Origin of the sequence: Lawsonella clevelandensis, assembly GCF_001293125.1 — a bacterium.
GTDB lineage: Bacteria > Actinomycetota > Actinomycetes > Mycobacteriales > Mycobacteriaceae > Lawsonella > Lawsonella clevelandensis.
Genome location: NZ_CP009312.1, coordinates 651,215 through 671,987, shown reverse-complemented (window position 1 = coordinate 671,987; position 20,773 = coordinate 651,215). Strand labels below are relative to the sequence as shown.

General features: G+C 59.6%; 21 protein-coding genes and 4 tRNA genes. 17 read left to right on the top strand and 8 right to left on the bottom strand.

What is annotated here, in order from left to right; all coding sequences use genetic code 11:
* Nucleotides 1–23: 23 nt before the first annotated feature.
* The 6 genes from IY73_RS03055 to IY73_RS03030 all read right to left on the bottom strand — a co-directional run bounded on the left by IY73_RS03055 (nucleotide 24) and on the right by IY73_RS03030 (nucleotide 5,709).
* The gene (locus tag IY73_RS03055; protein ID WP_053961783.1) at nucleotides 24–320 is read right to left on the bottom strand and encodes a hypothetical protein; all 297 of its coding nucleotides are present in this window, start codon (nucleotides 318–320) and stop codon (nucleotides 24–26) included.
* A gap of 92 nt (nucleotides 321–412) precedes the next feature.
* On the bottom strand, nucleotides 413–1,381 hold the full coding sequence (locus tag IY73_RS03050) for a 1,4-dihydroxy-2-naphthoate polyprenyltransferase (RefSeq protein ID WP_053978813.1): 969 nt from the start codon (nucleotides 1,379–1,381) through the stop codon (nucleotides 413–415).
* Nucleotides 1,382–1,414: 33 nt separating this feature from the next.
* Nucleotides 1,415–2,674 carry an o-succinylbenzoate--CoA ligase gene (menE, locus tag IY73_RS03045; RefSeq protein ID WP_053961781.1) on the bottom strand — a complete coding sequence of 420 codons (1,260 nt, stop codon included), beginning with the start codon at nucleotides 2,672–2,674 and terminating at the stop codon, nucleotides 1,415–1,417.
* A gap of 54 nt (nucleotides 2,675–2,728) precedes the next feature.
* The gene (locus IY73_RS03040; RefSeq protein ID WP_053978812.1) at nucleotides 2,729–3,022 is read right to left on the bottom strand and encodes a hypothetical protein; all 294 of its coding nucleotides are present in this window, start codon (nucleotides 3,020–3,022) and stop codon (nucleotides 2,729–2,731) included.
* On the bottom strand, nucleotides 3,022–4,410 hold the full coding sequence (locus tag IY73_RS03035) for an inorganic phosphate transporter (protein WP_053978811.1): 1,389 nt from the start codon (nucleotides 4,408–4,410) through the stop codon (nucleotides 3,022–3,024). Before IY73_RS03035 ends, IY73_RS03040 begins: the two co-directional genes overlap by 1 nt.
* A 279-nt stretch (nucleotides 4,411–4,689) precedes the next feature.
* Nucleotides 4,690–5,709 (bottom strand): 1,4-dihydroxy-2-naphthoyl-CoA synthase, encoded by a 1,020-nt coding sequence (locus IY73_RS03030; protein ID WP_082346537.1) that lies wholly within the window; start codon nucleotides 5,707–5,709, stop codon nucleotides 4,690–4,692.
* Nucleotides 5,710–5,785: 76 nt separating this feature from the next.
* Here IY73_RS03030 and IY73_RS03025 point away from each other — a divergent pair, with 76 nt between their 5' ends.
* From IY73_RS03025 to IY73_RS02995, 7 genes are all read left to right on the top strand, one after another.
* Nucleotides 5,786–6,853 carry an o-succinylbenzoate synthase gene (locus tag IY73_RS03025; protein ID WP_053978810.1) on the top strand — a complete coding sequence of 356 codons (1,068 nt, stop codon included), beginning with the start codon at nucleotides 5,786–5,788 and terminating at the stop codon, nucleotides 6,851–6,853.
* A 96-nt stretch (nucleotides 6,854–6,949) separates the two neighbouring features.
* Complete coding sequence (locus IY73_RS03020) at nucleotides 6,950–8,047, top strand: MraY family glycosyltransferase (RefSeq protein ID WP_053961777.1); 1,098 nt, start codon at nucleotides 6,950–6,952, stop codon at nucleotides 8,045–8,047.
* Nucleotides 8,048–8,107: 60 nt separating this feature from the next.
* Complete coding sequence (locus tag IY73_RS03015) at nucleotides 8,108–9,529, top strand: Rossmann-fold NAD(P)-binding domain-containing protein (RefSeq protein WP_053978809.1); 1,422 nt, start codon at nucleotides 8,108–8,110, stop codon at nucleotides 9,527–9,529.
* Nucleotides 9,511–11,253, top strand: coding sequence for a 2-succinyl-5-enolpyruvyl-6-hydroxy-3-cyclohexene-1-carboxylic-acid synthase (menD, locus tag IY73_RS03010; RefSeq protein ID WP_053978808.1), 1,743 nt, complete (start codon nucleotides 9,511–9,513; stop codon nucleotides 11,251–11,253). Before IY73_RS03015 ends, menD begins: the two co-directional genes overlap by 19 nt.
* 2 nt (nucleotides 11,254–11,255) lie before the next feature.
* Complete coding sequence (locus tag IY73_RS08050) at nucleotides 11,256–11,921, top strand: DUF3592 domain-containing protein (protein ID WP_082346536.1); 666 nt, start codon at nucleotides 11,256–11,258, stop codon at nucleotides 11,919–11,921.
* A gap of 5 nt (nucleotides 11,922–11,926) precedes the next feature.
* Nucleotides 11,927–12,619, top strand: a complete 693-nt coding sequence (locus IY73_RS03000) for a demethylmenaquinone methyltransferase (protein WP_082345348.1) — start codon at nucleotides 11,927–11,929, stop codon at nucleotides 12,617–12,619.
* A 131-nt stretch (nucleotides 12,620–12,750) separates the two neighbouring features.
* Nucleotides 12,751–13,779: a polyprenyl synthetase family protein gene (locus IY73_RS02995; RefSeq protein WP_053961775.1), complete on the top strand. Its 1,029-nt coding sequence runs from the start codon at nucleotides 12,751–12,753 to the stop codon at nucleotides 13,777–13,779.
* Nucleotides 13,780–13,793: 14 nt separating this feature from the next.
* On the opposite strand, the gene IY73_RS02990 is transcribed toward IY73_RS02995, so the two are convergent.
* On the bottom strand, nucleotides 13,794–14,285 hold the full coding sequence (locus IY73_RS02990) for a YajQ family cyclic di-GMP-binding protein (RefSeq protein WP_053961774.1): 492 nt from the start codon (nucleotides 14,283–14,285) through the stop codon (nucleotides 13,794–13,796).
* 139 nt (nucleotides 14,286–14,424) lie between these two features.
* Here IY73_RS02990 and IY73_RS02985 point away from each other — a divergent pair.
* From IY73_RS02985 to IY73_RS02975, 3 genes are all read left to right on the top strand, one after another.
* Nucleotides 14,425–14,506: transfer RNA gene (locus IY73_RS02985), tRNA-Tyr, on the top strand.
* 145 nt (nucleotides 14,507–14,651) lie between these two features.
* Nucleotides 14,652–14,724: transfer RNA gene (locus tag IY73_RS02980), tRNA-Thr, on the top strand.
* A gap of 54 nt (nucleotides 14,725–14,778) precedes the next feature.
* A tRNA-Met gene (locus tag IY73_RS02975) sits at nucleotides 14,779–14,852 on the top strand.
* Nucleotides 14,853–14,969: 117 nt separating this feature from the next.
* Here the strand turns inward: IY73_RS02975 and IY73_RS02970 are convergent.
* Nucleotides 14,970–15,740, bottom strand: a complete 771-nt coding sequence (locus IY73_RS02970; RefSeq protein ID WP_053978806.1) for an SDR family oxidoreductase — start codon at nucleotides 15,738–15,740, stop codon at nucleotides 14,970–14,972.
* Nucleotides 15,741–15,995: 255 nt separating this feature from the next.
* Between IY73_RS02970 and IY73_RS02965 the strand changes: the two genes are divergently transcribed.
* The 7 genes from IY73_RS02965 to rplL all read left to right on the top strand — a co-directional run bounded on the left by IY73_RS02965 (nucleotide 15,996) and on the right by rplL (nucleotide 20,238).
* Nucleotides 15,996–16,071 (top strand) — tRNA-Trp (locus IY73_RS02965).
* 49 nt (nucleotides 16,072–16,120) lie between these two features.
* The gene (gene secE, locus IY73_RS02960; RefSeq protein WP_053978805.1) at nucleotides 16,121–16,579 is read left to right on the top strand and encodes a preprotein translocase subunit SecE; all 459 of its coding nucleotides are present in this window, start codon (nucleotides 16,121–16,123) and stop codon (nucleotides 16,577–16,579) included.
* 136 nt (nucleotides 16,580–16,715) lie between these two features.
* Nucleotides 16,716–17,471, top strand: a complete 756-nt coding sequence (gene nusG / locus IY73_RS02955) for a transcription termination/antitermination protein NusG (RefSeq protein ID WP_053961771.1) — start codon at nucleotides 16,716–16,718, stop codon at nucleotides 17,469–17,471.
* A gap of 194 nt (nucleotides 17,472–17,665) precedes the next feature.
* On the top strand, nucleotides 17,666–18,100 hold the full coding sequence (gene rplK / locus IY73_RS02950) for a 50S ribosomal protein L11 (protein ID WP_053961770.1): 435 nt from the start codon (nucleotides 17,666–17,668) through the stop codon (nucleotides 18,098–18,100).
* A gap of 73 nt (nucleotides 18,101–18,173) precedes the next feature.
* Nucleotides 18,174–18,890 (top strand): 50S ribosomal protein L1, encoded by a 717-nt coding sequence (rplA, locus tag IY73_RS02945; protein ID WP_053961769.1) that lies wholly within the window; start codon nucleotides 18,174–18,176, stop codon nucleotides 18,888–18,890.
* Between the two features lie 337 nt (nucleotides 18,891–19,227).
* On the top strand, nucleotides 19,228–19,746 hold the full coding sequence (rplJ, locus tag IY73_RS02940; RefSeq protein WP_053961768.1) for a 50S ribosomal protein L10: 519 nt from the start codon (nucleotides 19,228–19,230) through the stop codon (nucleotides 19,744–19,746).
* A 105-nt stretch (nucleotides 19,747–19,851) separates the two neighbouring features.
* The gene (rplL, locus tag IY73_RS02935) at nucleotides 19,852–20,238 is read left to right on the top strand and encodes a 50S ribosomal protein L7/L12 (RefSeq protein ID WP_053961767.1); all 387 of its coding nucleotides are present in this window, start codon (nucleotides 19,852–19,854) and stop codon (nucleotides 20,236–20,238) included.
* Nucleotides 20,239–20,773 lie beyond the last annotated feature (535 nt).

The window sequence follows — 20,773 nt, the reverse complement described above, 5'->3', positions numbered from 1 at the left end:
GAAGCTAGCAGGAGTTTTGGACGTTAGAGTTTGTTCAAAAAATCTGGGTCATCGTCGGGGCCGAGAGGGCGTTTTCCGGAGTTGTCGGAGTTGCCATCGTCACCGTCGTCCGTGGAGTGATACCAGTAGGAGCCTCCCCGCCCGTTCCAACCCTGTGGATAATTGACAGAGGGGTCACAGGGGGGAGTAGTGTCGGCAGCCTGCCCGCGCCCGAAGAGCCCTCGGGGAGAGCTGCCGGAGGATCGGCGTTGGGGTCCAAAGGCGAACCACAGCAGTACCGCTACTGCAATAAGGGCAATAACGATGATGAGACGACCCATTGAGATCACTCCTCCAGTCGGACAGCTGCCGGGTGGCCGTATAGGGGCCACATAGGGGCCGCAGGGCGTCGGAGAACTCCTACCTCCCCACTTTAACCAATTGCCACGCCCAGGCTGATGGTTCCCAGTGCTAGTCCCACGCCCAGGAGCAGGGACCAGACGAGCATAGCTTTGCCAGTTTGTTTCAGCGACACCACCAGGCCGTGCCCCACCTGTCCGGTACGGACTGGGGTATAGGCATTCCACGCGAGGGGGAGGGCGAGCAGCGAGAGGAGGGTCCATACAGAACTCAATGCCAGGACGCAGCTGAGGATGAATGGTCCGAACACTAGGAATGCGTCCAGAATGCGAGTGCGCTTGTCGCCGAGGCGTACCGCCAGGGTGATCTTGCCGGAGGCACTATCGGAGGGAATATCGCGCAGGTTATTCACCAGGTTGTTGGCGCAGGAGAAGGCACCGACGGCAACGGCAGCCACGGCGCCTTCCCAGCTGATGTGGCCCAGCTGGGTGAGCTGAGTGCCCATGACGGCGACTAACCCGAAGAAGATGAAAACCATCACCTCTCCCAGGCCACGGTAGCCGTAGGGGTGCTTTCCGCCGGTGTAGAACCAGGCAGCGAGGACACAGCAGATACCCACAAGGATGAGCCACCAGAAGCCAGAGATGAGGCAGAGGGCGATGCCGGCCACACCGGCGAGGCCGAAGAAGCCAAACGCGGCTGCTTTCACATGAGAGGGTTTGGCTAGCCCAGAGCCGGTGAGGCGTTGCGGGCCGACGCGGTCGTCATCGGTGCCGCGGATGCCATCGGAATAGTCGTTGGCGAAGTTCACTCCCACGATGAGTGCCCAGGACACCACCATAGCGAGGAGGGCACGCACCCAGATGAGATCCTGTAGCCAGTGCGCACCCATGATACGGATGGCAGCAGCGGTGCCGACGAGGACCGGGGCGATAGCGTTGGGCCAGGTGTGGGTGCGGGCACCGATGAGCCAGTCGTGGAAGGTGGCGGCGTAGTGCGGGGTGTCCGGGCTGGGGGTGGTGGGAGGGGTGGCGTTGTTCACGGGTCTATTGTTGCACTTTCCGTACGGGTGCTCCTATGAGCGGCGGGAACGCAAAGCTCGCGCCGGTGCGGCTGTTTCCCTCAGACTGTCCTGGAGGGCCCGCCGGTCGACTTTGCCGATGCCTTTCAGGGGGAGGCTGGTGCGGACGATGAGTTCGCGGGGAGCGGCAGTCGCGGGGAGCCCGGCATTCATCACCCAGGTGCGGAGTTCTGCCAGGGTGGGGGGAGGGGAGGACGTTGCCTGTGGAGTGGTGGCTGGCACGATGACGGCTGCTACGTGTTCACCGAGGCGCTCGTCGGGCCGGCCGAGGACGACGACCTGTGCAATAGCCGGATGGGTGGCGAGGGCGTTTTCTACGGCATCCGGGAAAATGGTGAGCCCGCCGCTGGAGATGGCGTCGTCCAGACGGCCGTCTATATGGAGGCGTGGTGGGGTGTGGGTGGTATCCCAGTGGCCGTGGTCGTCGGTGCGGAACCAGCCAGGACGCTGCCAGGCAACGTGGTGGGGTTTGTTGAGGTAGCCGGTGGCGATAGTGTCTCCACCGAGCCAGATACGCCCGGTTCCGGCATCAATTTCTACTCGTGCACCTGGTAAGGGAACGCCGTCGTAGACGCATCCACCGGCGGTTTCGGAGGCCCCGTAGGTGTGGACAAGGCGGACACCAGCGTCGGTTGCTTGGCGCTGCAGCTCAGGTGAGAGGGCGGCGCCACCCACGAGTATGGCGTCGAAGCTGGTGAGTGCCTGGAGGGCTGCCCGTCCGGCAGGTTCGCCGTGGGTGGAGGCGGTGAGGATCTTGTGGAGTTGGGTGGGGACGATGCTGGTGTAGTGCCGGGAGTCTGGGGTACGTTCCAGGAGCTGGTGGGTGATGGCAGCGAAGTTGTCCAGGGAAAAGCCGCCGCGCGTGTCTTGGAGAGCGGGTTCATACCCGGCGGCCAGACTGCGGAGGAGTACTTGTATCCCGGCGATGTGGTGGGGAGGAAGGGGAAGAAGCCAGACACCAGGGCCGCCGAGTACCTGGTGGGTGGCAGTGGCAGAGGCGCGGAGCTGGGCTGCTCCCAGTTGCGCATATTTGGGGTCTCCGGTGGTACCAGAGGTAGCGACGACGAGGGTGGCACGTGCCGTGAGCTGGGGGAGGTAGGGGGTGAGTTGGGTGAGGGCGGTGGTTCCGGCCGCGGTGGTGGGGGCGGGTAAATAGGCGGCAGCGGCGTCATCCTGCAACATGTTCGCTAAGCAGGGTTCTGCTTGGCGGTAGCTATCTCGCGTGGGGGCGAGGGTGAGTACCTGGAGTCGCATGGGAAGACGCCGCTTCCTGTTGAAGAGTTATGTGGTTATTGGTGTAGCGGGTGGTTATCCCTTGCCGCCATTCTGGAAGATATCGAGTCCGAAGGTGGTGTAGATGAAGTGCTGGGAGACCCACAGCACGCCCACCACAATGAGGACGATGACGAGTGCAAAAAGCAGGTAGGAAAGGATCCGCATGGGGAGAGCCGGAGGCTTCACTTCCATCATTTCGCCGTCTACTTCTTCAGTCTTGCCGGAACCGGCGGCCATGGCGAAGGCAAAGAGGACAGGTAGCCCGGCGCCGAAGAGGAGACCAGCGAGGAGAACGGCGGGCAGGTTACGAAGAGTTTCCATCAACATTAGCGGTGACCTCCCTGCTGCTGCGGAGTGTTAAGAGGTTCGGCGACCACCTCGGCCACGGAGGCGTTGGGGCCCGGGTCAGTGGACGCTGTTGCGGCGGGGTCTGTGCCTGTTGCCGGGTCGGCAGAAACAGCGTCCTGCTTGGTGGCTGTGCCGAGTTTGCGAGACCTACGAGTTTTGAAGCTCGTAGGGTCCTTGCCCTCTGCGCTGCTGAGCTGGCCTGGGTTGCTGTGCTCGTCCCAGTCGTCGTTAACGTTGTTGGCGTTGATGGGGGCTTTGCGGCTGTGATGGTAGATATAGCCGGCGGCAGCAACGAGCACAGCGAAGACGACGATAACGCCGAGCATCTCGTTGTGAAGCCCCACATAGTGGCCGAGCAACCAGGTCAGGGCGCCAACGATGGCAGCGGCGGGAAGGGTAATGACCCAGGCGATGACCATACGGCCGGCCACGCCCCAGCGTACTTCTGCACCCTTGCGGCCAAGGCCAGTACCGAGGATAGAGCCGGTGGCGACGTGGGTGGTGGAGAGGGCAAGGCCAAAGTGGGAGGAGGCGAGAATGACCGAGGCGGTGGCCATATCAGCTGCCATACCTTGTGGAGATTCAACTTCTACCAGGCCCTTACCGAGGGTTCGGATAACGCGCCAACCACCAATGTAGGTGCCGAGAGCGATGGCAAAGGCGCAGCACACCTTGACCCAGGCAGGAATGCCGTCATCTGGGTTGACTTTGCCATAGGCGATTAAGGCTAGGAAAATAACACCCATTGTCTTCTGGGCGTCATTGGTGCCGTGGGAGAGGGAAATGAGTGACGCGGAAAGGATTTGGCCCCAGCGGAAGCCGCGGATCTGCTTCTCATGTTCGACGTTGCGGGTAATGAGGTAGACCAGTGCGGTAGCGACAGCAGAAATAATACCGGCGACGACGGGAGCGAGGACGGCTGGGATGATGATCTTGCCGACGACACCGCCCCACACAACGCCACTCGTCCCCAAGGAGACTAGTGCGGCGCCGATGAGGCCACCGAAGAGGGCGTGGGAGGAGCTGGAGGGAAGGCCGAAAAGCCAGGTTAGGAGGTTCCAGAGGATGCCGCCCACAAGACCGCAAAAGACGATGAGGAGCAACATGTGGTTTTTACCGTCTGCTGGGTCAACGCTCACTTTGTCGAGATTGACGATGCCTTTGGCGACGGTGGCGGCGACTTCGACGGAGAGGAATGCGCCGACGAGGTTCAATGCTGCGGATAGGGAGACGGCAACTTTGGGTTTCAGTGCGCCGGTGGCAATGGAGGTAGCCATTGCGTTGCCTGTGTCGTGGAATCCGTTGGTGAAGTCGAAAGCCAGAGCGGTAACGACCACGATGCACAGAATGATTAATTCAGGACTCACGGAGATGATTATCGTCTAACTTTGGACGATTCACAACGCAGTTCACCCCTCGTTTATCCTGGTCTTCCGTGTAAGACGTCTAAAAGATAAGGAGGACAAGTAATTCAATTGTTTAGGATGGTTGATCTGCAACTTGGAAAGATAGTTAAACAGGATGTGGCACAATAAATCTAAAGAAATCTTTATGCATAAAGGAAACAGGTAAATAGGGATTTACCAGCATCAAAAAATCACAGATTTGCCGAGTGAACACCAGATGAATAAATCACACCTACGACATTAGTAATAGAACGGGAACTGCTCCCATTCCGGGGTCCTCTTCTCCAAAAATGCCTCCCGGCCCTCCATCGCCTCATCTGTCATATAGGCCAGACGAGTAGCCTCACCAGCAAAGACCTGCTGGCCCACCAAACCATCATCAGCCAAGTTGAAAGCAAACTTCAACATCCGCTGGGCCGTCGGAGACTTTTTATTAATAACCCTTGCCCATTCAATTGCCACTGTCTCTAGATCAGCGTGATCGACAACCTCATTGACAGCACCCATCGCATACATCTGCGCGGCAGTATACGAACGGCCCAAGAAGAAAATTTCCCGCGCTCGCTTCTGTCCTACCTGCTTTGCCAGGTAGGCACTACCGAAACCGGCATCAAACGACCCCACATCGGCATCAGTTTGCTTAAAGCGAGCGCACTCCCGGCTCGCCAGAGTGAGATCACATACCACATGCAACGAGTGCCCGCCGCCGGCAGCCCAACCATTCACCAGACACATCACCACCTTTGGCATTGTCCGAATAAGCCGCTGCACCTCAAGGATATGGAGCCGGCCACCCTCTGCCTTCGCCCGTGCGGCATCAACAGTGGACACATCTTCCCCCACCGGGGCGCCGTCCGCATCAGTCTGCGCATACTGGTACCCCGACTTTCCGCGGATACGCTGGTCGCCCCCAGTACAGAAGGCCCAACCACCGTTCTTCGGAGACGGCCCGTTGCCGGTGAGCAGCACTACACCCACGTCGGGAGTGCAGCGTGCATGGTCCAGCACCCGCAACAGCTCATCCACCGTGTGGGGGCGAAAGGCGTTGTAGACCTCCGGTCGGGCAAAAGCCACCCGAACGATGCCATACTCGCGCCCTTCACCCACATGCCGATGATAGGTGACGTCCGTCAGGCCCTCGAAGCCAGGGACTGTACGCCACTGTGCCGGGTCGAAAGGATTGGTGGTGAGCCGAGGCTGCGGCTCTACCGGGTGAAGAGCATCCGCACCAGAGCGTTTGATGTTGGCCGAAGGATCCATGTACTCCAGCCTACTGCACTGCCTTACTGTTATGTACGCAGCCAAAGAACCAGAAAGAGACCAGTAGAGTGGGACTATGCCCGCCGATACACCCACCTCCGCCACATTCTCCGTCACCCCCTTACCCACCCTCGCCGACTTGCAGGAGCGGGCCTTCGTGGTGAGCCTGCCCATGCGGGTCACCTTCCGGGGTGTCAACCACCGCGAAATGCTGCTCTTCGCGGGACCCGCCGGGTGGGGAGAGTTCGGAGCCTTTCCCGAATACGGGGATGAGGAGGCTGCCCACTGGTTAGCCAGCGGCCTCGAGATGGCATGGCTTGGCCCACCCCCCGCAGTCCGCACCCAGATCCCTGTCAACGGCACTATCCCGGCGCTCGACGTCGTCACTCAACAGAACACTATTCGGCGCCTCGTGCAGCAGGACTTTGCCGGGGTACGCACCTTCAAAATCAAAGTTGCCGAACGTGGGCAGAGCTGGGCGGATGATGTTGCCCGGGTGGCCCTCGTCCACCACTATGCACCCAGCGCACGGCTGCGTGTCGACGCCAATATGGGGTGGACAGTTGCGGAGGCCCGCAGCATCCTCCCCCGCATTGTGGAGGCGGCCGGCGGCAGCGATTTCTTCGACTATGCCGAACAACCCTGCCGCACCGTCCCCGAGCTTGTGGAACTCCACGACACATTAGCCGGCAGCATCCCACTAGCCGCTGACGAGTCAATCCGCCGCGCTACCGACCCGCTCCGCGTTATCGCCGCTGGGGCAGTGGATCGCGTGGTCGTGAAAGCGGCCCCGCTGGGAGGTCCACGGGCGCTGCTGCGCCTTGCCTCACACATTCCGTACCCTCTTACAGTGTCCAGTGCTCTCGACTCGGCGGTCGGAATGAACGCGGGCCTGGCCGCTGCCGCCGCCCTCCCGGTGGTGGCGGATTGTGGGCTGGGCACGGGCAGTTTCTTCACTGCGGACGTCTGTGAACCGCATCAGCTGGTTGATGGCCACTTGCCCTATCGGATAGCAGCCCCTGCCCCTGCCCGACTGGAGGAGCTGCGTGCTCCTGTGGGGCGTGAACAGTGGTGGAGGGAGAGGTTGGAGCGCTGCTACCCGCTCGCAACTCATCTCGCGAACGTCGTCACCTCCCCCTGCTAGCCACGTAGACTGAGCACTGAAGAATGCACACCACCCGGTGCGCATGGTGGGTGGGCAGGTGCCCTCCCGTATTCCCCGAGACGAAGGTAGAAACGTATGTTGGGACCGCTTATCGCGCTGGTGCTGTCCCTTATTGCGCCAATTCTCCTGTTGCCCTTCCTCGGGGGCCAAGGCCTGGTGGATATGCCGGGAAATCGCCGCGCACACTCTATTCCCACGGTGCGCGGCGGCGGTATAGGTATTTCCCTCGCCATCCTGTTCGGAATTATGGTGCATGTCATCGACCTTATTGTGGAGGGGTGGGAACAAATTCCGCCGCTCTTCATGCTGGTGGGCATCGTGGTGGCGTGGTTCACCGCAGTGGGTATCTTCGACGACATTTATGGCCTCAATACGACTGCCGGTGTGGTGCTGTTGGCCTTGGGCGGGGTGGCAATGTCCGGAACCACCATCTATCTCATGGTGACGGGTCCCATCGAGTACAGCATGGCCTCCATGGTGACGACAGCCATCCTCATCGTGCCGTTTACGGTGTGGGTAACGAATGCCGCCAACTTCATGGACGGTATTAATGGCATCACGTCGCTTTACGTCATCATCTGTGGTGTGTGGACACTCTATTTGTGCCGCGATTGTACCGATAAGACACTGCAGATTCTCACTCTCATCTTCATTGCCGGCTTTCTGGGATTCCTGCCGTGGAACCTTCCGCGGGCCCGCATTTTCCCAGGGGAGAGCGGCGCCTATGTAGCCGGTGCGGCCACCTTGGTGATGTGCGTGGTACTGATGGTGCGGGGGGTGTCCATTCCGGCCACTATTGCCCCACTTGCCGTCTACTGGACGGATGTGCTCTTTACCTTTATTTATCGAATGTTCTATCGGCTCAACCCGATGCTTATTCACCGCGAGCATAACTACCAGAAGCTGCAACGGTATTTTGGGTCGCACCGTAAAACCGTGGGGATCGTAGGGCTGGTGCAGCTGGTGTCGGTGGGAATTGCCTATGCCTGTGGTGGGGCGGATGCACCCTTGTGGGCGATTGTGCCGGTAATGGTGCCTGCTTGTATTTTCTCGGCCTGGCCTATCCCAGACCCGCCTGCGAACCATACTGCACCGGATCCCTCCGGCGAAGCGGATGCGGAGCAGGGTGTTGTGGAGGCTGGCCACTCCCCAGGGACAAGTGTTTCTGGGTAATCTGAGACCACACGGGTTACTTGACCGCGGCCGCAAGGCCGCAGAATGAGGATGAAGACCATGGCATCTCTAGTGTGTGGCAGTCGCAGTGTGCTGGCCTGGCATATGCAGGTGCAAGCCGCCCACGTGGGGCGCACGCTAGAGGTGGTGGATCCGTTGGAGTTCCTCCCCACTATTCCCACCGACGATGACATCGATGTGATCGTCGATGACGGCGAGGAGGTGGCTGATGACGGCGATGACTTCTTTTCCGATAGTGCTGATGACGGAACCCCCTTGGCCAGTGAGGAAGAACTTGCCGCTGCCGGCAGCGAGGCACTCGCACCCGTTGTCGACACCCCCGCCATCACCAGCGCCGATGAGCCGAACGGGGCAGAGGCGGACACAGTAGCCACAGATGAAGTGCTGAGTGAGCCGGCGGTACCGCTGGGCGCAGCTGAGCCACAGCAGCTTCCTCCCTTCCACTACGACAGCCTTATCTACCTTGCGGATGCGCGCCTGTGGTCCCCACCGGATCCCACCCACGCCCCCACTGATGAAGAGCTCGCCCAGGAGATTCGCACCGCCACCGACACCGTGGTGGAGATTCTGGAAACCCTTCCTACTATGCCCGAAACTATCGTGTTGGCCAGTTCCATCAGCGCCGGCAATACGACGGAGGTGGGCCAGGCATTGGCGGAAGCTGGGGTGTTGGTAGAGCAAGCCACCAGCGGTTACGCCGCCCGCTACATGGAACTGCAGTTCCCCCAGATTTTTGGGGAAGGTTTCCCCTCCCTCAAAGGGGCACTGATCTCCCAGCTCTGTGCAGCAGTCGCCACCGGTAAACACCCGCGAGTGTCCCAAGACCGCCCCATGACCATCATGTACGCGCAGGAAGCAGCGCGAATTCTCACCAGCGAAATGCCTGATTTCGCCATGTCCATGGCGGAAAGCTCGAAGGAACCGACGGGAGAACTCGCGATCATCCTCAACGAGATCGGCCAGATGGCAGTCGACGGGCGTATTCCCGACCACATCGACTCCTCCCGCTATGAGTTACTCTTCCAGCTCTACTCCACGTTGCGGGCAGCACAACTTCGTGCCCTGTCCGCCGGCCGGCATGTGCTTCCTCAATTGCCTACAGCCACTGTCGTGACGGAGCTCCCACAGGTAACCAGCCGGGTGCATCTGGTGGCGCCGGGGGAGACACTGGAACTGGTGGGTGTCCTGGAGGGCTTGCACCGAGTGGCGGTACTGTCCGGCACAGCAGAGCTCACCCTTCCCAGTTTCCCGGAGGTCGTACTAGTGGCGGCTACCGGTGAATTACCGGAGAAGGACCAGCCGAGCATCGCCCAAGAGCTTGCCGAAGAACTCACCGAAGAGCCCCTTCACAAAGACCCGCAGGGGATGCCCTTCCTGGACATGCCACATGGATACACGCTGCAACTGGCCGCAGTGGGGGACAGCTCGGTGGTTGTGGCAGAGTGGGTGAGCGAACCGTGACGTTAGACCTGTCCCCTGCGACACTGCACGCCCGCGTGGTGGTGGATGAGCTCATCCGCAACGGGATGCAGGAGGCCGTGCTCTGCCCGGGGTCGCGCTCCACGCCCCTAGCCTTTGCGTTAGCCGCAGCCGAGGCTGCCGGCCGGCTTACCCTCCATGTGCGAGTGGATGAGCGCAGCGCAGGTTTTCTGGCACTGGGATTGACAGCGGCTAGCGGTACCCCAGTGGCGGTGGTGTGCACTTCTGGGTCAGCGGTGGCCAATCTCCATCCCGCCGCCGTAGAGGCCCGTTTCAACCACCGGCAGGTGGTCTTTTTAACAGCTAACCGCCCACCCGAAATGGAGGGTGTGGGGGCGCAGCAAACGATTGTGCAGCGCGGTATCTTCGCCCACGATATTGTCGACGAACTGGTACTCCCTGCAGCCGGCTCCGACGTCGTAGCAGAGGCGGATGCACACGGATGGAACGCGCATTGGCGGGCTGCTCTCTGCCGAACCATGGCGCGTGCAGCGGCGAGTGCCGGCCCAGTCCATATTGATGTGCCTTTTCGAGAGCCCCTAGTATCACCGATAGATAGTGCAGTACCACCGGTAAGTACAGCACTACCACCAGTGGATGAGACACCTCTTCCCCCCTGCTGGCAGGGCCGCTCTGCGCAGCGTCCTTGGACAGAAGTTCGTGACACCGCCACTGTGGATCTCTCACTTCGGACATTGGTGATCGCGGGACAGGGGAGTTGGGAGCTACCCGCTTTAACTGGTGTTCCCACCCTCTGTGAACCAGGTGGTCGAGCATCTGGCGTTCTGCTCAACCCACTTTGTGTCTCAGCACTGCTGGCCGACCCCGCCCACGCCCCGCAGCAGCTTGTGGTGGTAGGCAAACCCACCCTGCACCGCTCCGTCACCCGGCTGCTTGCGGACCCTGCGCTTCCGCAGATCGTCGTTACCGCTCCCACTGCCCCCACAGAGTGGGCTGATGTTGCCGGGCAGGCGCAAACGGCCTGTACTCACCTCACCACCGTTGGAGAGAGCCCGCAGCACTGGTTGGCTACCTGTGCGGAAGCTGACGGGGCTGCCCATGCCCATGTACTGGATGTTGTGGCCAGATTGCGCGCCGGGCAACGAGAGGACAACCCGGGTCGGCTACCCAGTGGCCTGGAGGTGGCGTATGCGGTAGGGGAGGCGGTCGCCGCGGACCCTGCGCTGCTCCTTTTCGTGGGCTCCTCCAATCCAGTACGGGATCTCGCCGTCACCCACCCAGACCTTGGCCCTCGCTGCTGGGTAAACCGGGGCGCCTCCGGCATTGATGGCAATATCTCCACTGCCATGGGTTTAGCCTTCCACCACCCGGGCCCGATCGTGGCGTTCCTCGGCGACTTGGCTGCTCTGCATGACAGTGGAGGGCTTCTTGTGCCCACCTTGGAAAATGCCCCCAAGAACCTCACGATTCTGGTGGCCAACGATACTGGCGGCGGTATTTTCGCCACCTTGGAGCAGGGTGCGCCCGCGTATGAAGCCCAGTTTGAGCGGCTCTTCGGAGTGCCGCACACTGCCGACTTTGCGGCGTTGGCAGCTGGTTGGGGAGTGGCCTACCAGCAGTGCACTCTGGCGGAACTACCGGGTGTCCTGACCGGGTATGCGGAACCGGCTGGCGTGCGGCTGGTGGAGGTGCGCACACAGCGTCGTCACCGCTACGCACTGGCGGCTACTTTGGAGGGGAGGTAGCGATGTCTGCAGCATCTAGACCGGCTCCTCGTCAACACCGGATCGCGGCCTGGTTTACCAAGCTAGGGAAGACTATTCGCCTTCTGCCACAGGAACTTCGGCCGGACGACTACGAGATGTCTTATCTCCGCCTTCGTCTCCGTAAAGGGTTGCGCTACACTCAAATTATACTTATTGCACTGGCCTGTTTCGCGCTCCTTATGGCAGTCAGCATGGTGGTGGGTTGTGCCATCAGCGATCTCCATATCAATAGCCACCTCGCCAGCACCTACGCCCGCGTGGAATCCACTGAACGCTCCACTCGCTATGTCAGCTTCGTTGACCGTGATGGCAACGTCCAGAACCCCCGCAACGGTGTCCTCTACCCCACCGGAGTGCGGGAGGGACAACTAGTTCGCGTCGACTACGACTACACCAACCCCAACTATGCGCGGATCTCCGGGCGCAGCTGGACACTGTCTATTGTGCCGGCAGTGTCCCTGCTGGTGTGTGTTCTCCCCTGGATCGCGCTGGCCTATTGTGTGATTGGCCGCTACCGCATTCGGGCGGGTGGCATCATTCGACGCACTCACTTTGGGGGGACCATCGCCGGGATCCACGTCAACCAGTCCCGCACGATATTGCGGATGCGTGCAGCTACTGCTCTGCCCACAAAACGGGTAACCTGAGCGTTGTGTCACGAGCAAGCCTAGAGAAGAAACCACAGGATGTCGCCAGCATGTTCGACGGCGTCGCCAAACGCTACGACATCACCAACACGGTGCTGTCCTTCGGCCAAGACAAACTGTGGCGTCGCCACACCCGCCAACTCCTCAACTTACAGCCGGGGGAGCGCGTCCTCGACCTGGCCGCGGGAACCTCCGTCTCCACCGTAGAACTGGCCAAGTCCGGTGCTTGGTGTGTCGCCACGGACTTCTCCATCGGCATGCTGGAAGCAGGCAAGAGCCGCACTGTTCCCAAGGTTGCCGGGGACGGCATGCACCTGCCCTTCGCGGATAGCTCCTTTGATGCTGTCACCATCTCCTTCGGCCTGCGCAATATCTCTGACTTCCGTGCAGGTCTGCGCGAGATGGCGCGGGTGACGAAACCGGGTGGACGGCTCGTCGTCTGCGAATTTTCCACCCCCACCTGGAAGCCCTTCCGGGTGGTGTACATGGAGTACCTCATGAAGGCGCTGCCGTGGGTCGCCACTAAGGTGTCCTCCAACCCGGAGGCTTATGTGTACTTGGCGGAATCCATCCGCGCCTGGCCGAACCAGGAGCAGCTTTTAGTGGAGTTGCAGGATGCGGGCTGGGGTGATGGTGCTACCTACCAGAACGAAACGGGTGGCATTGTGGCGTTGCATTATGGCCGTCGTCCCTTGTAGCGAAACCGCTAACTACCGGTAGGATTTATCCCAAGACTGCGCATCACCAATTAGGCTGGTGGTGTTGCCCTCCACCGATGGCCCCGGATGCTCCCGCGGGTATCGCAGACCTCTCAAAGGAAGTAATACGCATGGCAGAAGACACTCAGGTCTCTGGTATCGACCTCGGTGATGCTGCGCTAGCCGCCCGTACCACTCGTGGTATGCAGCAGGTTGAGGACCTGATGTACAGCAGCCTTGATAACGGCCACGCCATGCCCACCCTCACCGCCTCCTATCTTGCCCAGGCTGGGGGGAAGCGCTTCCGTCCCCTCATGGTGCTGTTGGCCGCACAGGTCGCCATCGCCGAAAATTCTCCCGCAAGCGTTACAGAAGAGTTCACCGCCAACGTTATTCGCTCCGGTGCGGTGATTGAGATGATCCACCTGGCCTCCCTCTATCACGACGATGTGATGGATGAGGCCCCGCAGCGGCGCGGTACGGACTCCGCCAATAACCGGTGGGGAAACTCTGTCGCCATTCTGGCGGGGGACTACCTCTTCGCCGCCGCCAGCGCCATCATGTCCGATATGGGCACGCAGGCAGTTCGCTGGATTTCCGAAACATTCGCTGAGCTCGTCAACGGACAGATGGAAGAAACTGTTCACGCCGGCTCGATGGAATCCGCGGAAGCCTATCTGCGGGTGATTCACGGGAAGACTGCCTCGCTGATCGCCACCGCTGGCCACTTCGGCGCCCATTATGCAGGTGCCTCCGAGGAGCAGGTTGCCGCCTTGCAGAAGGCTGCTCACGCTACCGGGATGGCCTTCCAGATTGTTGACGACGTGATCGACATTGCCTCCGAGTCCACCCAATCCGGCAAAACCCCCGGCACAGACCTCCGCGAAGGCGTGTTCACCTTGCCGGTGCTCTATGCGCTAGATGAGGAAGGCCCGGTGGGGGATCGGCTCCGTGAGATTCTCACTGGGCCTGTGACGGACGAAAATCTGGTGGAAGAAGCCCTGACTTTGCTACGTGGCTCCGCAGGAATGCGGCAAGCCCGTGAGACGGTGTACGCCTACCGTGGTGAAGCCAAAGACGCGCTGAGCATCTTCCAGGATTCCCCCGCCAAGGAAGCCTTCTTTCGGCTGGTGGACTTTACTGTCGCTCGCGTCGGGTAGGTTAACGACACTGCTTAGCGGTAATTGGTGTACTGCAGCGCCACGTCCAGATCTGCTGCTTTCACCAGTGCGATGGTGTCCTGTAGATCATCCCGCTTCTTGGAGCTCACCCGCAGTTCGTCACCCTGAATCTGTACTTTCACACCCTTCGGGCCTTCGTCACGAATGAGTTGAGAAATCTTCTTGGCGGTGGGCTGGTCGATGCCCTGCTTCAGGGTGATGGTCATTTTTACCAGTTTGCCGGAGGTAGCCGGTTCGCTTGCCGCAATGGCCTTCAAGGAAACTCCTCGGCAGATCAGCTTGGACTGGAATACATCAAAAGCAGCCCGTACGCGATCCTCTGAAGTCGCCTGCACCACGATGGCGTCACCAGACCAGGCGATTCCGGCATCCACATTGCGGAAGTCATAGCGGGTGGAGATTTCCTTGGCAGCCTGGTTGAGGGCGTTATCGACTTCCTGGCGATCAATCTCGCTGACGATGTCGAAAGAGGAGCCTGCGGCCATGGTGTATCCTTCCGTGCGGGTGGTTGATGGCAGGGTGTATGTCCCGTAGCCGACCCTACTTTAGTTGGTTTTAGCTGCCGGTTTGGCATATTGCTGGGAGAGTCGCTAAAGTCTTGTGAGCACCTGTTCTACAGTGCACGCCAGGTTGCCCGAGCGGCCAAAGGGAGCGGACTGTAAATCCGTCGGCATTGCCTACCAAGGTTCGAATCCTTGACCTGGCACTCTCACACCCCCGCCACAAGCGGGGGTTGAGTTTTATATATGAATAGCAAGAAATTACCGCTAAGCAGGCGATTTGTCATGTACGCAACTGTCCGGTAATCTTCTAGAAGCTTGGTGAGAGAGTGAACCTCTCCCAACAAGATTGCCCCCTTAGCTCAGTCGGCAGAGCGTTTCCATGGTAAGGAAAAGGTCGACAGTTCGATTCTGTCAGGGGGCTCTCTTTTTGTTCTGAAAGCGCTTCGCTACGGAGCTGCGACTGACAACTAGACTTGGCGATGTAGCTCAGACGGTTAGAGCGCACGACTCATAATCGTGAGGTCGAGGGTTCGATCCCCTCCATCGCTACTACAGAAAAGCCCTGGTTAACAGTGTTAACCAGGGCTTTTCGGATTTCTCTGAAGGTATCTTACGCTATATTCTCGCATCGACACTAGTCGCGGAGAAGGGGGCGGCAGTGCACTGTTATTTCCCGTAAGTGAGGATGCGGTTTACCAGGCGTGCAATGACGTTGGGGGACACCTGTTCGGAGAGGTAGAACGCGGTGCACTGTTTGCCGACGGGGTGGTGGACGGTGGGAAGCTTGGTAGTGATGCCGGTGGCCACCTCCCAGATACGCTTAGCGACGTCCTTGGGCTCCAGCCGGATACCCATACGGCGGGTACCGGGGGTAGAGACGCCGTCGAGCATCTTGCTGTTGACGTAGAGGGGCATCATGTCGACGACGCGAATGTCGTATTGGTCCCATTCCACATTGAGAGCTTCGGTGAGGCCGCGGACTGCGAACTTGGTGGCCGAGTAGACGGCCATGTCGGGGGTACCGACGATGCCGGAGGCGGAACACATGCTGATGACCTGCGAGTGGGGAGTGACGAGCAGGTAGGGGAACGCAGCGTGGCAGCCTTTATAGACGCCCTTCACATTGACGTCCACCATGAGGTCTTCGCGTTTGCGGTCATCTTCATTGAAGGGACCGTCGACGAGCAGGCCGGCATTATTGAGCAGGATGTCGAGGGTGCCACCGGTGTGGGAGGTGAAGCTGGCGAGAGCGCGATCCCAGTCTTCTTGACTGGTGACGTCGAGGTGGCCGGCAATGACGGTGGGCATGTTGTCGGCCCAGTCGACGGGGGAGATGTCGTACGCGCCCACGAGGTAGCCGTTACGGGCGAACAGCTCAGCGGTTTCGCGGCCAATTCCGCGGGCGGCACCGGAAATGAAGATAGATTTTCTGGTCATAACTCTATGGTGACACATGTCACAGGCGGAAGCACGGGTTCTTACAGACGAGCCAAACTCTCCGTTTTTCGGCACAATGAGGAAGGAGCTGCCAGCGCGGCGTTTGTCAGCAGCGCTAGTCCTCGCGTATCATCGCAGGAGGCGTAGTTCCGTGTGTCGCCAACCCGGCACGCAGACGCCACCTTGTTGACTCGCAGCAGGGATTCGTTGCCACTATTATGGCTGGTAGCGAGGTGCTCTGATGACAGTGAATAGAGGGGTGTGGCTCAATTGGTAGAGCAGCGGTCTCCAAAACCGCAGGTTGCAGGTTCGAGTCCTGTCACCCCTGCCAGGACCCTGTTGGATTGCAGGACATCCGTTGAAGACATGGAGGACAACGAGTGAGCGACGAGAAGAGCACACCGGACGACAACATTGTCGACCCGGTCGTGTCCGCAGCCGACGCTGCTGACACTGACGCCCAGTCGGTGCAGCCGACCGGTAAGCGTCGCCGCAAGGGTGCCCCCGAGCGTCCGGTTGTTGAAGCTCCTGTGGAAACCGAGGAGAAGGACACCAAGGACGGTTTCTTCTCTCGCGCAGGTCGAGCCATCAAGGCCTTCTTCATCCGCTTCGGACACTTCTTCAAGAGCGTCTGGGACCAGATGAGCAAGGTCGTTTGGCCCACCAAGAAGCAGATGCTGATGTCGGTTCTCGCAGTCTTCATCTTCCTGGTCATCACGGTTGCTCTGGTATTCGGTGTGGATACTGGGGCAGGTGAGCTGGTCCGGGTAATCTTCCAGAATCCCAATGGTGGTGCCGATATGGTTCCACCCGGAATGCCTGGAATGCCTGGAATGTAAATCTCCGCTGAAAGCCCTCTCCGGAGGGCCTTCATTGTTTTTGCAGAACTTATAGACTTAGTACGGGTGGACGAGTGACCAAGCCTCCTCGATCACCTGCACAACACAACGTTTGCTACGACCGAGCCACGCCTAGCTGCGGGCCGTACTGCCTGAAGGGAAGAGAACAGTGAGCAACACCGACGACAACGCTCTGGTTGAGGAGCAGACGCCGGACACTGCCGCCGTAGAACTGCCAGTGGGAGATTCTGCTGAGCAGCCGCTGGCCGTTGAGGCCGCTCCTGCCCCCGCAGTCGATCCGGTTACGGAGTTCAAGAAGGAACTCCGCCGCCTCCCCGGTAAGTGGTACGTTATTCACTCCTACGCTGGCTACGAGAACAAGGTAAAGACTAACCTGGAGACCCGTATCCAGACCCTTGACGTGGGTGACTACATCTTCCAAGTGGAAGTTCCGCAGGAAGAGGTCATCGAGCTGAAGAACGGGCAGAAGAAATCCGTCAAGCGCAAGATCCTCCCCGGCTATGTGCTGGTGCGTATGGAACTCAATGACGAGTCCTGGGGTGCGGTACGTAACACCCCCGGTGTAACCGGTTTCGTGGGTGCCACCAGTAACCCCACTCCGCTGTCGCTGCGCGAAGTTGTCAAGTTCCTCATGCCAAAGGACACTACTTCGGCAACTCCGGAAGCTACCGAAGAGGAAGCTGCCCCCGTCATCAAGGTGGATTACGAGGTCGGCGAGTCCGTCACCGTTATGGATGGCCCCTTCGCCACCCTCCCTGCCACAATTAGCGAAGTTGATCTCAATACCCAGAAACTGCAGGTATTGGTCTCTATCTTCGGTCGCGAGACCCCCGTGGAACTCGGTTTCGACCAGGTGGAGAAGATCTCCTAAGCCCCCCTTTACCCCGGAAGCCCCGCCTCGATGTGGGGTTTTCCGTGCGTATCGGGTAGTGTCTCCTAGTCACCTATCTGTTTGGCAGGAATTTATTTTCTGCTGGTCAGCACTATATGTGATGAGGTTACAAGTAGCGGCGTAGCGCGACATGCGAAAAGCCGCTAACAGTCAACACAAGTAAGGAAGCACGGATGCCCCCGAAGAAGAAAGTCACCGGGCTCATCAAGCTGCAGATCCAGGCTGGACAGGCCAACCCTGCTCCGCCGGTGGGCCCTGCTCTTGGTGCCCATGGTGTCAACATCATGGAATTCTGCAAGGCATACAACGCTGCCACTGAAAATCAGCGCGGCGACGTTGTTCCTGTGGAAATTACTGTTTACGAAGACCGTTCCTTCAGCTTCGTTCTGAAGACCCCTCCGGCCGCCAAGCTCCTCCTCAAGGCTGCTGGCATCGCCAAGGGTTCGGCCACTCCGCACACCAACAAGGTCGGTTCTGTGACCATGGATCAGTGCCGTGAGATCGCCAAGACCAAGGAACCGGATCTCAACGCCAACGATATCGAGGCTGGCGCCAAGATCATCGCTGGTACCGCCCGCTCGATGGGTATCACCGTCGAGGGTGAATAACAACCCCTGTGGAAGAGCCCGCTTCGGCTCGAACCACCCCCAACCGTCACAGCAGTGACAGGAATGGAAACAAATGAGCAAGAACTCTAAGGCTTATAAGGCCGCTGCGGAGAAGGTCGACCGTTCCCTTCTCTACACCCCCTTGCAGGCTGCCAAGCTCGCCAAGGAAACCTCCTCCGCCAAGATGGATGCCACCGTCGATGTGGCTATGCGCCTGGGCGTCGACCCCCGCAAAGCTGACCAGATGGTGCGCGGCACCGTCAACCTCCCGCACGGCACCGGTAAGACCGCCCGTGTGATCGTCTTCGCTGTGGCAGACAAGGCCGCTGAGGCTGAAGCTGCTGGTGCCGACGAGGTTGGTTCCGACGAACTCATCGCCAAGATCCAGGGCGGCTGGCTCGACTTCGATGCCGCCATCGCCACCCCGGATCAGATGGCCAAGGTCGGCCGCATCGCCCGCATCCTCGGTCCCCGTGGCCTCATGCCGAATCCCAAGACCGGCACCGTGACCACCGACGTGACCAAGGCTGTTAAGGACATTAAGGGCGGTAAGGTTACCTTCCGCGTCGACAAGGCCGCCAACCTGCACCTCATCATCGGCAAGGCTTCCTTCGATGTTAAGCAGCTGGTGGAGAACTACGCAGCGGTGTACGAAGAGGTTCTGCGTCTCAAGCCGTCCTCCTCCAAGGGACGCTACGTCAAGAAGATTACGATGTCCACCACCACCGGACCGGGCATCCCGGTGGACCCCAGCGTCACTCGTCACTACCTTGGTGAGGCAGAAGCCTAATCTCTTCCCGTGAACCGGTGCTTCGCACTAATCTCACGTGTTATACCATCGACCCCCACCCGCCAAGAGGGCGGGATGGGGGTCGATTTGGTACTGAGCAGAATCAATCGCTACACTCAATAAAGAAGTTTGACCCGATCAAGTTTCACCCAAGACCGTTGGTCACTGTTAACAGGCGTTAGCAGTTGAAGGTCCGAAATAATTCGGCGGCCCACGCAGGTAGAACTCAGTCGAGGATGACGGCAAATAGTTGTGTTTGCCCGTGATTCACGCCTTGCGTCTCCTGCGCAAGGCGTTCGTTTATTTCGGGCGAACGACAAGAGGAAGGAGGCAAAGCATGGTCCAGTCTACGAAGGTCACCGCAGTAGCCGCGATCAAGGAGCAGTTCGAGAATTCCACTGCCGCCATCATCACCGAATACCGTGGTCTGTCCGTTCCGGCCATGACCGAGCTGCGCCGCGCTCTCGGAGAGAGTGCAACTTACTCCGTCGCCAAGAACACCCTGGTCAAGCGCGCTGCTGCTGAAGTTGGCGTGGAAGGCCTCGAGGATCTTTTGGTTGGCCCCACCGCCATCGCATTCATCGACGGCGAACCCGTCGAAGCCGCCAAGGCTTTCCGTGCATTCGGTAAGGACCACAAGGAACTCGTCATCAAGGGCGGTTACATGGATGGCCAGGCGCTGTCCGTGGACCAGGTCGAGAAGCTCGCAGACCTCGAGTCTCGCGAAGTTCTCCTCGCCAAGCTCGCCGGTGCGATGAAGGGCAACCTGGCGAAGGCTGCTGGACTCTTCAATGCTCCCGCATCCCAGGTGGCTCGCCTCGCAGCCGCCCTGCAGGAAAAGAAGTCCGCAGAGTAGTTCATCTATCCGCCGCCTAGCGCGGATACCGCCTGGGGTTGCCCGGGCACTTACCATCACAAACGTAAGAGTCCATAACCAAGGACCAAAGGAAAGGAAGCCACCATGGCTAAGCTCACCACCGAAGAGCTCCTCGATGCTTTCAAGGAAATGACCCTCATCGAGCTCTCTGAGTTCGTCAAGGCCTTCGAAGACACCTTCGAGGTTACCGCTGCTGCCCCCGTCGCCGTTGCCGCTGCTGGCGCACCCGCCGCGGCTGCCGAGGCTGAGGAAGAGAAGGACGAGTTCGATGTCGTCATCGAGGCCGTCGGCGACAAGAAGATCCAGGTTATTAAGGTCGTCCGTGAGATCGTCTCCGGCCTCGGTCTGAAGGAAGCCAAGGACCTCGTTGAGGCTGCCCCCAAGGCTGTCCTCGAAGGTGCCAGCAAGGATGACGCTGAGGCTGCCAAGGCCAAGCTCGAAGAAGCCGGCGCCACCGTCGTCCTCAAGTAAGTTTTTCGACTTACCGCTAATGCCCCTCACCGCAACCGCGGGAGGGGCATTGCCCTATTTTCCGACAGAAACTGGAAAAGATACTAGTTTCGCCCTCTGCGAGCACACCTCCCGCCCCCCGGACAGTGCACTAAAAAGCAGTTACCAGCACTTTCTTTAGGTGAATTGTTCCCTTGTTTCCGTGCATATCCTTGACAATTCTCTCTATGCAAGTGACCATGGGTGTGACCACATGACGTGGCACATAAATTCAGGAGGGATGTTCCCTTCCATCGTGGGGTTCTCACGGGTGCAGATGGAAGGCAGTACGCGAGCACCGGTGTCTCCGCCGGTGGACATGAGTCGGATTTCGTTATACTATTGATCTTTGCGTTGGCCGAATTGTACCCAAGACTGGGCTTACTGATCAGAAAGTGACTTTCGGGACTTCCCAAAACCCCTTTTGAACAGGCAAAATGTACGCTTTGTTCGGTAGTGGAAGGCTTTAGTTGGAGAAGCTGGAAACTGCTGTACTAAAGAGTGCAGAGGCTGACAA

Bases quoted from the DNA above. Each gene is read 5' to 3' on its own strand.
- IY73_RS03055 (WP_053961783.1), bottom strand. From the start codon at position 320: ATGGGTCGTCTCATCATCGTTATTGCCCTTATTGCAGTAGCGGTACTG.
- menE (WP_053961781.1), bottom strand. From the start codon at position 2,674: ATGCGACTCCAGGTACTCACCCTCGCCCCCACGCGAGATAGCTACCGC.
- IY73_RS03040 (WP_053978812.1), bottom strand. From the start codon at position 3,022: ATGTTGATGGAAACTCTTCGTAACCTGCCCGCCGTTCTCCTCGCTGGT.
- IY73_RS03030 (WP_082346537.1), bottom strand. From the start codon at position 5,709: ATGGATCCTTCGGCCAACATCAAACGCTCTGGTGCGGATGCTCTTCAC.
- IY73_RS03025 (WP_053978810.1), top strand. From the start codon at position 5,786: ATGCCCGCCGATACACCCACCTCCGCCACATTCTCCGTCACCCCCTTA.
- IY73_RS03020 (WP_053961777.1), top strand. From the start codon at position 6,950: ATGTTGGGACCGCTTATCGCGCTGGTGCTGTCCCTTATTGCGCCAATT.
- IY73_RS03015 (WP_053978809.1), top strand. From the start codon at position 8,108: ATGGCATCTCTAGTGTGTGGCAGTCGCAGTGTGCTGGCCTGGCATATG.
- IY73_RS08050 (WP_082346536.1), top strand. From the start codon at position 11,256: ATGTCTGCAGCATCTAGACCGGCTCCTCGTCAACACCGGATCGCGGCC.
- IY73_RS02995 (WP_053961775.1), top strand. From the start codon at position 12,751: ATGGCAGAAGACACTCAGGTCTCTGGTATCGACCTCGGTGATGCTGCG.
- IY73_RS02990 (WP_053961774.1), bottom strand. From the start codon at position 14,285: ATGGCCGCAGGCTCCTCTTTCGACATCGTCAGCGAGATTGATCGCCAG.
- IY73_RS02970 (WP_053978806.1), bottom strand. From the start codon at position 15,740: ATGACCAGAAAATCTATCTTCATTTCCGGTGCCGCCCGCGGAATTGGC.
- rplK (WP_053961770.1), top strand. From the start codon at position 17,666: ATGCCCCCGAAGAAGAAAGTCACCGGGCTCATCAAGCTGCAGATCCAG.
- rplA (WP_053961769.1), top strand. From the start codon at position 18,174: ATGAGCAAGAACTCTAAGGCTTATAAGGCCGCTGCGGAGAAGGTCGAC.
- rplJ (WP_053961768.1), top strand. From the start codon at position 19,228: ATGGTCCAGTCTACGAAGGTCACCGCAGTAGCCGCGATCAAGGAGCAG.
- rplL (WP_053961767.1), top strand. From the start codon at position 19,852: ATGGCTAAGCTCACCACCGAAGAGCTCCTCGATGCTTTCAAGGAAATG.